The following is a 16083-nucleotide window of genomic DNA, read 5'->3' on the forward strand; positions in this document are numbered from 1 at the left end:
ATAATCAAATATAGATTAAATAATAAAGGTGGGGCCGTAAAATGATTGAATGGCTACAAGGTGAATTAAAACATAGTCCTGAAATCCTATTATTTTTATCCTTAGCAATAGGGTTTTGGATCGGTCAATTTCAATTTGGAAAGTTTCAATTTGGTGGTGTTGCAGGATCATTACTTGTCGCTGTTATTCTAAGTCTTATTGGGGTACCAATCGACAATGGTGTAAAAGCGATTCTTTTTGCTTTATTTATTTACGCAGTCGGTTTTGAAAGTGGCCCACAGTTTTTTAAATCGCTTGGACCACAATCCATTAAAGAAATTTTGTTGGCTATTTTTATGGCTGTATGTGGACTCATTACGGTCTTAGTCATGGCAAAAATCTTTAATCTAGATAAAGGCTTAGCCGCAGGTCTAGCTGCAGGTGGGATGACCCAATCTGCGATTATTGGTACGGCGGGCGATGCAATTTCTCGTCTAGACTTACCACTTGCAGAAATTCAAAAACTTCAAGCCAATGTTGCGATTGGATATGCCGTGACCTATATCTTTGGTTCTCTAGGCGCAATTATTGTCTGTGTGAATATCTTGCCAAAATTTATGGGACGAGAAATTCATGATGATGCCTTAAAAGCGCAAGCGGAACAGTTAAAAGGTGCATTTGAACTGGCACCTGGTCAAGAATTGGCTATGCCTGAAATTGTTGGTCGTATTTACAAAGTCAAACAAGCATCAGGACACACCATTGCCGAACTCGAAACACAAGTACCGAGCGTCACCATTGAACGATTAAAACGCAAAGATCAATTTATTGATGTTGCGCCAGAAATTACCTTACAGAAAGATGATGTTGTTCTGGTCGTTGGTCGCAGGGCAAGTATCGTTTCCATTGCCGAGTTTATTGGATCTGAGTTGCAATCCTCACAAGGCATGGAAATGATCATGGACACCACAGATGTCATATTACGAAACTCAAAATATGCCAACCGTACCCTTGGAGATATCAAAGCTAATACACCAGATTATTTAAAGCATGGCATTTATGTACTTGCAATTAAACGTAACAGTGAAGCACAAGCTTTAAGTGATGATACGGTCCTGCGTCAAGGCGATGTGGTCACCGTATATGGAACTAAAAGTGATCTTGAGCGCTTAGTCAAAGAGGCGGGTAAAGCTTTACCAGAAAGCTTAAAAACAGACTGGATTTTCCACGGTGCAGGTTTAGTTGTTGGTTTAGTCATTGGCCTATTTGTTGTCCGTATTGGTGATGTTCCTTTAACCCTTGGTGCAGGTGGCGGTGCGCTGTTATCAGGTCTGTTATTTGGTTGGCTACGTAGCCGTAACCAAGTCCACGGCAATATGCCTTTAGCCGCTTCACAACTTCTCAAAGATTTAGGTCTTGCTGGTTTTGTTGCTGCTGTCGGTTTGCAATCAGGTTTACAGGCCATTCAAACCATTAAAGAAAGTGGCTTGTCCCTGTTTATGATCGGAGTGGTGGTCACACTAGTACCGCTGATTCTTTCAATGCTGTTTGCCCGTTATGTACTCCGTTATAACAATGTCGCCGTAATGGCTGGAGCATTAACTGGCTCACGCAGTGCAAACCCCGCTTTTGGTGGCGTACTCGACAAAGCTGGAAACTCAATTCCGACCGTCCCATTTGCGATTACCTATGCACTCGCAAATGTATTTTTAACCTTGCTTGGCCCTCTAATCGTCGGTTTGGCATAAATAATTTTATAAATTTCAAACTCATTCACTTCAAGATAATTAAGGAGACTTCCCATGGGGAACGTTGATTATTCAAAATATGCAAAACTTAGCCCATTTGAACTCAAAGATGAATTAATTGCTTTAGCACAAAGCCATACCGATCGTATGATGCTCAATGCGGGACGAGGAAATCCAAACTTTCTTGCAACTGTTCCACGGCGTGCCTTTTTCCAATTGGGTTTATTTTCTGCCACTGAATCAGAATTTTCTTTTTCCTATATGCCAGAAGGACTTGGTGGATTTCCTCGTGCGGAAGGATTGCAATCACGCTTTGACCACTTCATCCTAGAAAATCGTGACAAGCCAGGTGTTGTTTTTCTGGGTAAAGCGATTTCTTATGTTCGTGACCAATTGGGACTTGATCCCGATGCATTCTTACTCGAAATGGTCGAAGGTATACTTGGCTGTAATTATCCTGTCCCAGATCGAATGCTAAGAGTCAGCGAAAAGATTATTAAAGAATATGTTTTACGTGAAATGGGCGTACAAGGTATGCCTAAAGAGGAACTCGATTTATTTGCAGTGGAAGGCGGTACAGCTGCAATGGCTTATATTTTTAATTCATTAAAAGAAAATAAAATTATTTCACATGGTGATCGTATTGCCATAGGTTCGCCTATTTTTACCCCTTATCTCGAAATTCCAAAACTCAATGATTATCAGCTCGAAGAAGTACTCATCAAGGCTGATCCTAATCTTGGTTGGCAATACCCTGAATCAGAATTACGCAAATTAGAAGATCCATCGATTAAAGCATTTTTCTTGGTAAATCCAAGCAATCCACCTTCGGTTAAAATGAGTGATGAAGGTTTAGCGATTTTGGCTGATATTGTTAAAAAACGTCCTGACCTGATTATTTTAACAGATGATGTTTATGGCACATTTGCAGATAACTTTAAATCCTTATTTGCAATTTGCCCTGACAATACCATTCTGGTTTATTCTTTCTCTAAATATTTTGGTGCAACTGGCTGGAGACTTGGGGTCATTGCCTTGAGTAATCATAATATTTTAGATAAAAAAATTGCGGCGCTTTCTAAAAAAGACAAGAAAGAACTCGAAGAACGTTACTCATCCCTCACCACAGATCCATCTAGTATTAAGTTTATTGATCGCCTTGTTGCCGATAGCCGTAATGTTGCTTTAAATCACACGGCTGGATTATCCACACCTCAACAAGTACAAATGGTTCTTTTTGCTTTATTTAATATGATGGATTCTCGTCAAAGCTATAAAAAAGCAGTGAAATCTGTGGTTCGAGAACGTGATGCTGCGCTTTATAGACAGCTTGGCGTTGAAGTTCCGCAAGATCCGAATGCCGTTGATTACTATACCTTGGTCAATTTAGAAAATACCTCGCGAAAACTATATGGTGATGCATTTGCTGATTGGGTGATGAAAAATAAGAATCCAACAGAATTACTTTTCCGAGTTGCTGATGAGACAGGTGTAGTACTACTTCCAGGTTCAGGTTTTGGTGTTCAACACCCTTCTGCACGCGCCTCGCTAGCCAACTTAAATGAATTCCAATATGCAGCAATCGGGACTTCATTACGAAAATTTGCTGAAGAAGCCTATCTGGAATATAAAAAAGCCAGCAAAAAGAATAAATAAGCATGAATAGCTTAAGTATTTGTTTAAAAAAAAAGATCGCATTAATGCGATCTTTTTTGTTTGCGAATAGCTAACCAAGTTAAGCTCTATTTACTTGTAGTTATCAAATCTCATCACAGTATTCAAACAGTCTTAATTCTGCACTTTACATTTTATTGCTTTTGCGGGAGTAATATTGGTCGCTGAAACTAATTGAGTTGAATCAAAACCTTCAGTTTCCTCTATAAATAAATGATAGTCTTTAATTTGAATCGTTGCCTGTCCTTCATATTGGCAATAACCTTTTTTAATATTGTCTGGTAACTTAAAAGTCTTTTTTGCTGCATCAAAGTTGCTAAAGCAAAACCATACATCTCGTGTGTCACCTTTTGGGCGTGGAATAAGTGCAGCTGATGTTTTGTTGGGTTCAAAGCAAATATCATCGCCCATATAATCCAAATATTCAGGGTCTAAATTACGTGAAAATTTTCCTGTTAAAGTGGCTACTCCCTGATAATTTTTAAAACCAGACTCGGTGTTTTTGTATTTGAAGCTTTGTGCTTGTGCAAATACTGGCAATATCCCTAAGGCGATTACTAAAATTTTGTTCATCATCATCATCCTAATCTACATTTTATAAAGTGCTAAATTTGCAGTAATTTTACCCAATCTTAGCAAATAAAAGAACCACTTAGACATCTATGACAACAGCCTTTTACGCAACAGCTTGACTTGTTCAATTTGTTGCGTGCTTACTTCTTGTTGAATGGTCACTACGACTTTTGGACAATCGCTAATAAGAGCTTATAAAAATTATTTAAAAACAGATTTTTATTAAAATAAATCCCCATAAGTTGTGCACAACTCATGGGGATATTTTATGTCAAGCCACTAGTCTTGTGAGTCAGGATACAAAGGACGATTTCCGGGACTAATTCGATTGATATGTAAAAAGGTCATATGACGTTCGTACTTATCTAAAATGTCATTAATCACCTGCTCTTTTGTATATCCGACCAAGTCATTGTCCTGCGAACCTTCGTACAGGAAGGTTTCTAAACGATAGTAATGTTGCATACCGCGTTTACCACGTTCACTAAAGGTCGGCGCGATATAACGCACAGGCCAGATCTGATAAACGAAATTAAACTCTTCTTCGATGTAGATGGTTAAATCAAGATGATACAAGGTATCACTATCTTCCACTTCTCCCTGCGTTACTTCGATACTCATGCCACGTTTAACTAACTCATCCGCAACTGTCTGGACTGCAGGTTTACATACGCTGTCGAGCATACTGAGTGTTTCGCGACTACCGGGATGAAACATGACACGAGACAAACGTTGCTTCCAATTTAGAATATCAACATTCCCTACAACAGGTGCTGCATTTGAGCTACGGCTCGCTTTACGATAATCTTCCAAGCGCAAGGATTTATACAAACCCGCCATCACTAACAACATGACAAAACTGAAAGGCAATCCCATAATGATCGTTGCACTTTGCAAAGCGGCGATCCCATTAGCCATTAGCATGGCTACAGTCAGCAATCCGATTGCAATAGCCCAGAAGATACGCAACCAACGTGGAGCATCATGATCAACACTAGAAAATTTCGTCGTGAAGTTACCAAGTACTAAAGCGCCTGAATCTGCCGAAGTAACATAGAAGAGTAAACCTGTAATTGTGGCAATACTTGCAATAAAGGCAAAGCCTGGATACTGCGCTAGTAAGTCATAAAAGCCATGTGCAGGATTGGTCAATACCGTTTGTGCCAATGCGCTGTTACCATCGAAGATCACACTATGTAAGGCGCTATTACCGAAAATAGATAACCAAGTGATAGTGAACAATAATGGAATGATCAAGGTACCGCAGACGAATTCTCGGATCGTACGACCGCGAGAAATTCTCGCCAGAAATAAGCCTACAAATGGAGACCAAGCTACCCACCATGCCCAGAAGAATAAGGTCCAGCTATTCATCCAGTCTTTTGGCCGATCAAAAGCAAAACTTTCCAAAGCCAAACTTGGGAAGCGACTAATATAATCACCAAAGTTTTGTACCAGCGCATTGAGCAGAAATTCGGTATTTCCAAGAAACAATACGAACAGCATCAAACCAATTGCAGCATAGATATTAATTTCAGACAGAACCTTGATGCCTTTATTTACCCCTGCGGTCACCGAAATAATGGTCACAATCACAGCGACTAAAATCAGCGCAATCTGAATCCAGAGATTCTCTGGGATATCCAACAGCACATGTAGGCCATAATTGATCTGAACTACTGCAATACCACAGGTAGTAGCAATACCAAAGATCGTTCCGATCACAGCAGCAATATCAACAGTATGCCCAATAGGCCCATCAATTCTTTTACCAAAGATTGGATATAGCGCAGAACGAATTGTTAATGGCAAATTATAGCGGTAGCTAAAATATCCCAATGCCATACCAACCAAAGCGTACATCCCCCACCCTGTTAAGCCATAGTGGAACAATGTCCAGACCATACCCTGACGTGCAGCTTCATAAGTCTGCCCTTCACCTATGGGAGGGTTCATATAATGCGATAGCGGCTCTGCAACCGAGAAGAACATTAAGTCTGTCCCAATCCCAGCAGCGAACAGCATCGCTGACCAACTCAATAAACTAAACTCAGGTTTCGAGTGCTTTGGACCAAGTTTGATATCGCCATAACGTGAGAAAGCAATAAAAATTACAAAGATTAAATACAATGTTGCAGCTAATAAATAATACCAGCTGAATTTATCACTGACCCAAGCCAGTACCACATTCAGTAAGTGATTGGCAAAGTCGTTAAATAAAATCGTAACAAGTGCAAATGTTAAAATAAGTAGAGCTGAAATATAAAAAACCACACGATTTAAATGGTCTTTATTCGCTAATGTAGCATCATCAACTGCTCTTGGATTATCTGTTGCCATACAATCCTCAGGAAGTTAGAGAAGAAAAAGAAAATATTCATCCACGTCTTTCCATCGCTCAATCAATGAAAATAAATATTTGAATAAAAAATGAAAAACAAAAGTCATTTACTCAAATTAAAATGTTCCTGATTTTTCAGTTGTGTGATGTGATGACTGAATTCACTTCGTGATCACTTGCATTACTTTAGGACTAAATTGATCCTGTTTAAGCGCTTTGACTGAATCAAACATAAACAGCAAAATAATGATGGAGTATGATCAACCAGCGAGTATCACTGCGCTTTACCAGTCGAAACTTTCGAGCAACAGCTGTGAGATACAGACCATAGTAATCACCACAGACCAAAAAATGAGTAATCAAATTGCTGAGACACTTTTATTACGTCCTCTTTCGAGGAAAGATTTGCGACCTGAGTATAACAGAACCTATAAAGTCAAAAACAATACGAAACAAATCACAACACCCCATTTACATAAGGATTGAAAGATTAAAAGGAATAAATGAGACCGAGTCACCGAAGATTTTTGCTATTGTTCTAAGATAAATCACAATATTGCTTAAATCGGCATTCAATCACCAGATAAAGTTCGGCAGAAAAAAGCATAGACCGAGCATAGCATCACTTATGATCAGAATACTTCACCCCAAAATAAAACAGATATTCCCTAAAAAGGGAACTGCCAGCTCAAGTTTGAGCTAATACATATAAATCTTTCCCCCTTTTTACATCCCACTTCAATATTTAAGTCAAAGGGTAAAATCCGTAAAGCCTCATGTCGATATTTAATGAAAATTTCGACAAGTATATATAGATATGTTGATAAAACTTATAAAAATCGGCATGAGATATTAAATGTGTTGATGACATCAGCATAATGCAATTTGAATAAGGCAGCTATTTTTAAAGCAATTGCAATACATCCACTTAAACCTTAGCCACTTTCGCCTTCAAACTTTTTAAAACTATATTTTGGCTCTTTTATATCTTGGTATTGACTCGCCTTATGTGTTAATTCAAAAACAAGATAAAGTTAGAAATTTTCTTTCCAATAAAAATCTATCATTGAATAAACAAAATAAAGGATCAAAAAATGAAAAAATTCCTACTTCTCACCCTCTTAATTAGTGGTGGAACTTGGGCTGAGTTACCAAAATCCAAATCATCATGTCAAATCCAAGTTCAACAATTAAAATTTGCTCGTTTAGTTGCTCTTAGTAGTCTTTGTGATAAAGATGAAAATTCAACTTACGGAAAAAGCTTAAGTGCTTTGTTTTTAAAAAATCAAAAGAAATGTAAGGTTTCCCGTGAACAGATTGACCCTACAGATGAACAGGTAATGAATGCTTATGATGAACTCATTGGTTTACCTATAGAACAGCAAAAAATACGATGCAGAACGGCAGATAAACAGATCAAAGTCCACTTTTAAAAACTTAAGACTTACTCGGTAAAACTATTCCATCATGCCGAATTCTAGAACTGCTTTGGCTAAGATATAGATGTTGAAAGTAAGATTTCAAGTCACCTATATTATGATAATTTTACAGAAATCAGAATTATTGGCATTCTCGTATACTCTTATCCCGACTATTGAAATTCATAATTGAATTTTTTTTACTTAGACAGAAGTAATTTATAAATTCATATTGTCTAAAGGATTTTCCTTTTTTTAGCTCAATACGGATCTGAGTTTCTAAATAATTCGACATAAGCATATCTTTTGAAAGGCAAAAAATATACTTACTATCTTTATTAGACAAATTTTCTAAACTTTGTGCATATATTTTCTTTGATAATTCATCATTGAAACTTCCACTTTCATTTTTAAATGATGTGTCAAACATTGAAAACTCATTAGAATCATAAATTTCTTGGGGTTTTAATGAACAAATGCTCTTATCTTCTAATATTTCATATTGGAAATCAGCTACACGTTTCTCTTTACAACCAATTAATATTATTGATATAAAAAAAACACTTAATAAATTAATATTTTTCATGAGATGATAATTCAGTAAATTAAAGGAATTAATGGAGTCGGAGTAGAATTAGAAACCAGTGTATATCCTGAAGGATTACTTATAATCGGTTGCATTACCTGTCTTATATAATGTGAATTATCAGCTATATGATTTCGCCAAGCTAAACTGAAATTAATCTGATTATATCCTTCAATTCATCCAAAATAATCAGCTACAATATTAGCCTGTTGCTCAGGATTCAATTTTTTAAAATCTGTATCTTTATTTAATTCATAATCATATGGGTCATAGACAGAATCAGGTAAAGTCCACTCTAATGTTTGTAGCACTAGTCCTCTGCCAATTACATTGATATTAAAGCATAAGAAAGAAACAATACAAAACTTGATCACCCTAGTTCAAAACTTTCTCCATTAACAAAATGATTCCTATACGAAATAGCACCTATTTCCAGTACCAAACTAGAATCATCCATTAAACAAAAACCACCCGAAGGTAGTTTTATTTGTCTTAAAAACTCGCTTCAGCTCGACTCCGTAAACGTCTTCCCAAGCTTTGTATTTCATATTTTAATCGCAAAATAAAATACTTATGGAAGATTAAGCCTACGGCAATCTTCATAAATAATTTTGCATTGAGTCTCAGGATAGCCATCATAACGACACGCCTCTAAAACTTTTTTCCGTCCTAAAGCTTTTCTACTTCCTGGGACTAACATTGGAACAACATCGCTTACTTCACCCGCCGTTGTTCGTGCTTTATACAACCTATTTGTTCCTTCCGCTTGACCTACAGTCGCACAATGGTTGTCATCATAAGTAAACCAAATTCTGCAATCAGTCCCACCTTTTTTTTCACAAGCTTGCAATGCTTTCTCTTCTAACTTTCCGCGGAAAATTTTTGCAGTAGCCACACCGATTACACCATTTGTACCCGAAGCCACATAACCTTCTGTGCTTGGTGTCCGGTAGCTTGGAGCTGAATATCCTCCACTGCTTCCATAATTCGGAATAGGCGCACAGCCTTGTACACCTTGACCACCGACAGGATAATAGCCTGGAGGACAATTCCCCTCAGCATGCGCAACACCTGACATCGTTAAAGAAAATAGAGTAAGAGAAATTAACGATATAAAAAATTGTATGATCTGCGGTCTATTGTATTTAGCCATAATTTTTCATCCATGCCGTAAATTATTTTGTGAAATATCTATCATTTATAAATTAACTTTTAGTCGTTCTAAATCTTAAAATAATTCATCACTAAACTCAATTTTTGAATTGGCATTACTTATTTTCATTCTGATGATCATGCTCATCACAACTTGATATTTATAAAATATTCTCAATTAAATCAATATATTGAATAATAGACCCAATATAATAAAGTTTATTCAAAACAGCGCTCAATACAAGGATCGCGCCTTCTAAAAAGATCATCAATGGACTATGAGCAGAGGAAAGTTAACACCAAATTATTTTAGTGAGAATGGGCTTTTGACTATCAATATTTATGCGATATAATCGTGTGAAATATATACCAAATAATAAATTATGATGAATTAATATCTCGCTCTGCTCTGTACGTATAACATTGATTATTTTAGGAGTCTTTTCCATGCCTTTATTCAAATATAGTTGTGTCACCCTCATGGTGCTTAGTATCAGCGCTTGCGCCACCTTGGCCACCAAACCCAATGAAGTCGAAGTGGCTGCACAAAAACTAGTAGGGCAACCAGCCAGTAATGCATTTAAAATATTTGGCAAACCTGATCATGGTCTAGGTCCATCGTCGTATGGTAGCGGTGGCTTCTATGGGTGGAATCGAGTGCAGACTCATGTAACACCAGAAAAAGTTTTCGTGCAGACAGGTGTTGAGTATATTGGCCAAAAGACGACCATGGTTGGAATCGGTGGTGGTGGCGTGGTTGGCCAAATGCCAGTTGGTAGCGAACCTGTATATCGGAAGACTGGATATACAGAAAATCGGACTGTTATCGATTACTTTTGCAATATCACCCTGTACACCGATAAAAATAACATCATCACAGATGCCATAGTGATCGGTTGTGATAAAAAGAAGTGATAGCGTAACTTAAAGCCCATAATTTCAAATGAGCTTTAAGCTGGTTTAGTCTAACTTTAACACTTTATTCTTCACATCATTCAAAGCGCTACACTGATTTTGCTTAGCAACAGTATCAATACCTCAAAGTAAAATATCTTTACTCTGCCCTGATTCTAATTTTTGCGGTAAGGCGATTGATCTATAAAGAAACTATCTAGAATTTCTTATCACGACCATAATTTTAAATTGGTCTATATATTTTGCTATAGTGAATAGCGTAATGACTGATATAAATGAACATATACTTATTCGCCTAGCGACTGAAACTGACACTAAAGACTTAATCGCTATTGACAGTGTTGCCTCACACGATCCGCAGCGAATATTGCAAATCCACAATTGGTGTATGCAGGGTGTCTGCTTTCTTGTTGAAAAAAATGGAAAAGTAATGGGCTACGGCGTTCTAAATTACCATTTTTTCGGATGCGGTTTTATTGAGATGCTGATGGTCGGAGAACCTTATCGTCGTTGTGGTACGGGACATGTATTACTGAACGCATTAAAGGCTAAATGTCAACATCCGAAGCTTTTTACCACAACTAATCGATCTAACTTGCCAATGCAGCAGTTATTACTAAATTCTGGATTTATCGCGAGCGGTCACATAGATAATCTTGATGATGGTGATCCAGAGTTTGTTTATTTTTATTCTAACCATTTAATATAATTACGTTTTAACTTAATTTTTTAAGAGATACGGATGATTCGTAAATACTATGATAAAAACTTAAGTCAAAGACAACGAAAGATTATAGAATTGCTTATCACGATTTCAACCTGTAGAGAAGTTGAATTTTTAATGTGTTAAAAAAGTACCTTAAGGTACTTCTTTATAAAAATAAGTAAGTAAAAACTAGTTCAACACCAATCATACCTAAAAATATTCATCATCACTCCCCTACAGGAACAGAATATTTAAGTTGATTATTTTTCTGTTCTAAAGGCATCTGATTTTGCTTAATCATTTTCTGTTGATAATCGCGCTCTGAAATTACCCCTCTATTGCGGGCCTTTTGCAATGATTTTAGCTGTTGCTCGCTTTCATGTGCATTCAAAGCATAAGTATCGTTATTTTTCAGAAGATATTGAGATCTTTCAAATGGACTCATATTAGAAGTATTTGCCCGACTTTCATACATTTTTGCGACATTTACCTCACGTTGAGCGATACGATCTTGCTCTTGTTGCTTTGACAACTCAAAAAAATCAACACGTTCACTATTGTTATTCTCATATTGAGGTTCTTCATTTTGTAAAAACACATAGGATTGAGGCTTTTTCGACCAATCTTCAGCGCTATACACAGAACCAGCAATTACAGGACTGATCAGCAACATTAATATTTTTTTCATCAAGTATACTCAACTCAAAATAGTGAAAGTCATCGCTACGTATCATACCTTATTTGTAATGTGCGTGATTTTCAAATTGTACTTGTAGATGTCCATGATAGATATTTAGGCATGAAAAAGCGCTGAAATTGTTGATACAAAAAATTAAAGGATTCACTTATTAATCAATTTCCCATAACGATCAATCCATCCTGCTCAGATAAAAATTTTAATTCAACAAGCTTATCAATATCTCTATAAAATGTTCTTTCGGTTTTTCTATCATATAAAATCTGGATTTGTGGAATACGATAAAGTTCTGCTTTTGACAAAAATTTATTACTTTCACTCATCACTCGCATCACATTATGAATAAGATTGAATTGTCTATCTGAAATTTCCTTCCTAAATTTAGCGTTATTTAAAGCTGTTTGGTAAAGCAAATATCCGATTAATTTATTACTTTCATCATGAAGATATTCAATTGTTTCAAACATACCATTCAATATAAATTCAATAAATGGTTGATTAGGGTTATCTTCCTTTTTATCAGCTAATTTTCTACACTGATTGAATAAAGCAAAATATTCATGGATATTCGTTTGATAATACCTCCAAATAGCAGATGAACTAAACCGATATCCTGACTGCTCAAGAATAAACATTTCAATCAGACGCCCAGTACGTCCATTACCATCCCAAAATGGGTGAATTAGCTCAAAATAATAATGTGCTAGCCCTGCTCTAATTATCGCGGGTTGATTAATTACGTTTGGACTATTTAACCATTCTATCCACGCCTGAATAAGATATTCAATATCCTCTATGCATTTGGGTGGTCGATATGTCCCCCCATGAGAATCATTACCAACTATTGTTTTTTGAGTTGGCTGGTTATTTCGTAACTGCCCTGCTGGATTATGTTGCTCTTCTAAATTCTGAGATACTAGTGTATGTAATTGAAACATCGTAGAAAGTTCAAAAGGCTTACCTTCTACAGGCTTTAACTGTTTAGAACTGGATTTTTTTATCCATTCAATAGATTCTTTTAAATTTGTCAGTCTTCGCTCTTCTGACTTTTGAATAGTCTTAGGGTCCTGTTTTAATATGTTTGCAGTTTCTTGTTCTGTAAATTGCCCTCCCTCAATAGTATTGGTACTGTAAATACTGCTTGCTAATACCTTATCCTGCACTTGGTCAATAATTAAGGGTAAACTTGGGGTTTTGTTAAAGCGCTTTTGTGAATCATTGACACGATTGAGCATCGCTTGGACTTGAGTATGTTCAAAACCCAATTGAAAAGTAAAAAAGCCTGATTTATATGTCATGACTTTTAACGTCGTTTCATCTATCCATGTTTTACTTTGTTCAGGCATATTTTGTCAGAAAAAATGTCAAAGAAAATGTCAAATCATTATTATTGTATTTCAGTTATTTAGTCAATTTTTTAATAAAAAATATCAAAAAAATGTCAAAGAAAGTGTCAGAAAAAATGTCAAAAAGAAGCATTTTAACTAAAACATATAAATATCATAAACTTAGTCATATTGAGAAATTCTCTAAAATAGCAAGTATAGACAATCAGCTAAAGATGGTTTTACTAAATTTAACTCAAAATAAATTGTACTGGTAATACTTCCATTTTTTAATGTGTTGAAACAGATCATGGAATATTTATTTAGCCTTCTTGCTAATTTATTAAATGTTATTTGTTGCGCAATTCACTTTTTGCTTTACAGACTGAATATTCAATGAAAAAACTATTGTGCTGCTCGGCACAGAAGTGTTTTCATTTAGTTTTAAAAGAATCATATTTTTCTATGACATATTTAGCCATAACACTTTTTTATTCAATTTTATTTACAGTTTCTGAATTAAATTTATATTTTTCAAAATATTAATTTTCCTCATACATATCCTAACTACTGCTATAATAACCATTGTAAGTCAAATCGCTATTTTTAAATTTTAATGAAAATAGGATTTTTGAAAAAAAATAAAAGTTAACAACACCTCAAATTTAATTTTAAAAAGCATCAATTATATTTTGGACAAAGGTGTGCTATGCAAAAATTAAATTGATTTATGCTACGGAAAGCAAATTATGCAAGATGAAATTAGTGATTTAGATTTCTTTATAACATTAGCCTCATCAAAATCAATGACGCGTGCTTCCATTGAAATGGATATTCCCCTACCAACAGTAAGTAGAAAGTTAGCAAAACTTGAATATTTTTATGGTAAGAGGCTTATTAACAGATCTGCTAGACAATTTGATTTAACAGAGGCTGGTAAATTATTATTAGATCGTAGTATTTACATATCATCTTTAATGAAACAAGTTCATGACGAAGTTTCTCAAAATGTGAATTCTTTTGCAGGTAAATTACGTATTGGTAGCTTAAATTATCTTGGGCGTAGTAAGTTAGGTGATCTAGTAGCAAAATTCAGCGTACCGCATCCAAATCTAGAAATCGAACTCATTCTTTCTGACTCGAAAATGGATCTTGTGGAAAATGAACTCGATATCCTTTTTCAACTCGAACAACCCAATAATGTAATCTACAATTCAGAAGTTTTACTCGACACTAGACGTATATTCTGTGCTTCACCCAAATATTTTAATAAATTTGGCTATCCTACACATCCCTTAGACTTACTTAATCATCGCTGCATTTGCCTAATAAGAAATCGTCACATATATCAAGATTGGAAATACAGCATAAATGACGAAATATTTGAAGTTCATGTACACCCTTATTTAAAGAGTAATAATGCTGAAGTTACACACCAATGGATGATTCAAGGATTTGGTATTGGATATCGTTTATATCACGAGGTCAAACAAGAGTTAGAAGATGGTATATTAATTGAGTGTTTTAAAGACAATCATTCATCTGAATTATCACTTTACATGGTGTATTCAAAATTAAAAAAGAGAGAGGTTGTCAAAGATTTTATTAACTTTACCAAAGACAATATTAATTACTGAATTTTCTTGGAATGTTATAAGCTAATCCACCGATAACATTCCATTTATTTTATGCTTTAAAATTTCCACGTGTAATCAACATTGACCCTCGTCTCATTGGCGGGTCTGAATACGATTCTCTCATTAGGTAAATCATTACGATAACGCGTATAGCGAGCACGGATACCAACACCCTTGAGGATTCCACGAGGTATGCGATAATTTAGATCAAAATCGTAAGAGTCTTCTTCAAATAACTCCCCCTTTAACCGAGGAATTTCAATATCAGTTCCATGACTATATCTCGCCATAAATTTTAAGCCACTTAAAGCAGTATCTTTAAAATCATAATCATATCGAACACTGATAACTTTTTCATTTTGATTGGTGAAATCAGCACTTATACTATCCATAAATACTGCGGGTTCAGCATGACCTAATGTTGGCATTGCGGTATCGCCTAAAGAGTGCATATATCCTAAACTCAAGGTATGAGTATGAATATTTAAACCGACAATCCCACTTAAATGTTGATTGTCTATTTTCCCTGCTAATTCTTTTCCAGCATCTTCACTGAGAAACGCTCTAAAATCGCCAAGAACATGACCGATTCCGACATCATGTTTAGTTTTGACACCAATAAAATTTTGAGAATATACATCATGCAAATTTGCGTGATATAGATCTGCTTTAAAGCCTTCACTAAATTGATATTCAGCACCAAGCATATATAAGCCTGAAGACTCAGCAGCTGTTTTAAATCGCCCATTGATATTTCCTATACGAATTTTTTCATAGTTCGTAGAGTCCCTATGATTGACTCGATCGACATATAATCCATGAAGCTTAAGATCTTTTACTTGATTAAACTGCAAGTGTGCACCGCGGTAATTCTGTTGGAATAATCGTGCAGGGCTTGAAAAAATTACTGGGAACATCGGCGAAAGTGTCCCGATATGAACTGTCGAATCACTTACCTTGGTTTTCAGGGTCCAGCGCAACTCTCCTGTCTGATCAGGACGCTCATTGTTTCTATCTACAGGCAATAAACCTGAAGCAGCATAATCTTTGTTATTTCCCATAAGATTAAAACCTGCTAAAGCAAGAACATCCAAACCAAATCCTACATTTCCACTGGTATATCCAGATTTAGCATTTAGGATAAAACCTTGAGCCCAATCTCTTGCTGCAGGATATGGAACATTATTTATGTAATCTCTATCAAAGTAATAATTTTTTGTCGTTAACGATATTTTACTATCTTTGATAAATTCAGCATTTGTAATTGTGGGCAGCGTAGTCGTGAGGCCGACTAATCCAAGAAAAAATATATTCTTCATGATATGTACCTAT

The 16083-nt window shown here is 35.7% G+C and carries 13 protein-coding genes; 6 read left to right on the top strand and 7 right to left on the bottom strand.

All coding sequences use genetic code 11. The features are described 5' to 3' along the window. Nucleotides 1-41: 41 nt before the first annotated feature. Nucleotides 42-1727 carry an aspartate-alanine antiporter gene (gene aspT / locus ASC84_RS07860; protein ID WP_056513351.1) on the top strand — a complete coding sequence of 562 codons (1686 nt, stop codon included), beginning with the start codon at nucleotides 42-44 and terminating at the stop codon, nucleotides 1725-1727. A gap of 54 nt (nucleotides 1728-1781) precedes the next feature. Further along, nucleotides 1782-3383 (top strand): bifunctional aspartate transaminase/aspartate 4-decarboxylase, encoded by a 1602-nt coding sequence (locus ASC84_RS07865; protein ID WP_056513354.1) that lies wholly within the window; start codon nucleotides 1782-1784, stop codon nucleotides 3381-3383. 132 nt (nucleotides 3384-3515) lie between these two features. On the opposite strand, the gene ASC84_RS07870 is transcribed toward ASC84_RS07865, so the two are convergent. Together ASC84_RS07870 and ASC84_RS07875 are read right to left on the bottom strand one after the other, a co-directional pair. Beyond that, a complete protein-coding gene (locus tag ASC84_RS07870) occupies nucleotides 3516-3974 on the bottom strand; it encodes a hypothetical protein (protein ID WP_056513359.1) in 459 nt (152 codons plus the stop codon). 279 nt (nucleotides 3975-4253) lie between these two features. Then, on the bottom strand, nucleotides 4254-6314 hold the full coding sequence (locus ASC84_RS07875; RefSeq protein WP_056513362.1) for a choline transporter: 2061 nt from the start codon (nucleotides 6312-6314) through the stop codon (nucleotides 4254-4256). Between the two features lie 1095 nt (nucleotides 6315-7409). Between ASC84_RS07875 and ASC84_RS07885 the strand changes: the two genes are divergently transcribed. Beyond that, the gene (locus ASC84_RS07885) at nucleotides 7410-7748 is read left to right on the top strand and encodes a hypothetical protein (RefSeq protein WP_056513369.1); all 339 of its coding nucleotides are present in this window, start codon (nucleotides 7410-7412) and stop codon (nucleotides 7746-7748) included. Between the two features lie 127 nt (nucleotides 7749-7875). On the opposite strand, the gene ASC84_RS07890 is transcribed toward ASC84_RS07885, so the two are convergent. Together ASC84_RS07890 and ASC84_RS07895 are read right to left on the bottom strand one after the other, a co-directional pair. Next, nucleotides 7876-8319: a hypothetical protein gene (locus tag ASC84_RS07890; protein ID WP_056513373.1), complete on the bottom strand. Its 444-nt coding sequence runs from the start codon at nucleotides 8317-8319 to the stop codon at nucleotides 7876-7878. Between the two features lie 571 nt (nucleotides 8320-8890). Further along, a complete protein-coding gene (locus tag ASC84_RS07895) occupies nucleotides 8891-9472 on the bottom strand; it encodes a DUF4189 domain-containing protein (protein ID WP_056513376.1) in 582 nt (193 codons plus the stop codon). Nucleotides 9473-9918: 446 nt separating this feature from the next. On the opposite strand from ASC84_RS07895, the gene ASC84_RS07900 reads away from it, so the two are divergent. Beyond that, a complete protein-coding gene (locus ASC84_RS07900; RefSeq protein WP_056513380.1) occupies nucleotides 9919-10386 on the top strand; it encodes a hypothetical protein in 468 nt (155 codons plus the stop codon). A gap of 262 nt (nucleotides 10387-10648) precedes the next feature. After that, nucleotides 10649-11095 (top strand): GNAT family N-acetyltransferase, encoded by a 447-nt coding sequence (locus ASC84_RS07905; RefSeq protein ID WP_201784135.1) that lies wholly within the window; start codon nucleotides 10649-10651, stop codon nucleotides 11093-11095. 223 nt (nucleotides 11096-11318) lie between these two features. Here ASC84_RS07905 and ASC84_RS07910 read toward each other — a convergent pair whose 3' ends face one another. Together ASC84_RS07910 and ASC84_RS07915 are read right to left on the bottom strand one after the other, a co-directional pair. Then, nucleotides 11319-11780, bottom strand: coding sequence for a hypothetical protein (locus tag ASC84_RS07910; protein ID WP_056513383.1), 462 nt, complete (start codon nucleotides 11778-11780; stop codon nucleotides 11319-11321). 164 nt (nucleotides 11781-11944) lie between these two features. Further along, nucleotides 11945-13135, bottom strand: a complete 1191-nt coding sequence (locus tag ASC84_RS07915) for a Fic family protein (RefSeq protein WP_056513386.1) — start codon at nucleotides 13133-13135, stop codon at nucleotides 11945-11947. A 728-nt stretch (nucleotides 13136-13863) separates the two neighbouring features. Here ASC84_RS07915 and ASC84_RS07920 point away from each other — a divergent pair. Beyond that, the gene (locus ASC84_RS07920; protein ID WP_056513389.1) at nucleotides 13864-14751 is read left to right on the top strand and encodes a LysR family transcriptional regulator; all 888 of its coding nucleotides are present in this window, start codon (nucleotides 13864-13866) and stop codon (nucleotides 14749-14751) included. A gap of 56 nt (nucleotides 14752-14807) precedes the next feature. Here the strand turns inward: ASC84_RS07920 and ASC84_RS07925 are convergent, their stop codons facing one another. Further along, on the bottom strand, nucleotides 14808-16070 hold the full coding sequence (locus ASC84_RS07925) for an OprD family outer membrane porin (protein WP_056513391.1): 1263 nt from the start codon (nucleotides 16068-16070) through the stop codon (nucleotides 14808-14810). Nucleotides 16071-16083: the final 13 nt, after the last annotated feature.

Origin of the sequence: Acinetobacter sp. Root1280 (assembly GCF_001425285.1) — a bacterium.
Classification (GTDB): Bacteria; Pseudomonadota; Gammaproteobacteria; order Pseudomonadales; family Moraxellaceae; genus Acinetobacter; species Acinetobacter guillouiae.

Coding starts and splice junctions, on each gene's coding strand:
- aspT (WP_056513351.1), top strand. CDS start 42: ATGATTGAATGGCTACAAGGTGAATTAAAACATAGTCCTGAAATCCTA.
- ASC84_RS07865 (WP_056513354.1), top strand. CDS start 1,782: ATGGGGAACGTTGATTATTCAAAATATGCAAAACTTAGCCCATTTGAA.
- ASC84_RS07870 (WP_056513359.1), bottom strand. CDS start 3,974: ATGAACAAAATTTTAGTAATCGCCTTAGGGATATTGCCAGTATTTGCA.
- ASC84_RS07875 (WP_056513362.1), bottom strand. CDS start 6,314: ATGGCAACAGATAATCCAAGAGCAGTTGATGATGCTACATTAGCGAAT.
- ASC84_RS07885 (WP_056513369.1), top strand. CDS start 7,410: ATGAAAAAATTCCTACTTCTCACCCTCTTAATTAGTGGTGGAACTTGG.
- ASC84_RS07890 (WP_056513373.1), bottom strand. CDS start 8,319: ATGAAAAATATTAATTTATTAAGTGTTTTTTTTATATCAATAATATTA.
- ASC84_RS07895 (WP_056513376.1), bottom strand. CDS start 9,472: ATGGCTAAATACAATAGACCGCAGATCATACAATTTTTTATATCGTTA.
- ASC84_RS07900 (WP_056513380.1), top strand. CDS start 9,919: ATGCCTTTATTCAAATATAGTTGTGTCACCCTCATGGTGCTTAGTATC.
- ASC84_RS07905 (WP_201784135.1), top strand. CDS start 10,649: ATGACTGATATAAATGAACATATACTTATTCGCCTAGCGACTGAAACT.
- ASC84_RS07910 (WP_056513383.1), bottom strand. CDS start 11,780: ATGAAAAAAATATTAATGTTGCTGATCAGTCCTGTAATTGCTGGTTCT.
- ASC84_RS07915 (WP_056513386.1), bottom strand. CDS start 13,135: ATGCCTGAACAAAGTAAAACATGGATAGATGAAACGACGTTAAAAGTC.
- ASC84_RS07920 (WP_056513389.1), top strand. CDS start 13,864: ATGCAAGATGAAATTAGTGATTTAGATTTCTTTATAACATTAGCCTCA.
- ASC84_RS07925 (WP_056513391.1), bottom strand. CDS start 16,070: ATGAAGAATATATTTTTTCTTGGATTAGTCGGCCTCACGACTACGCTG.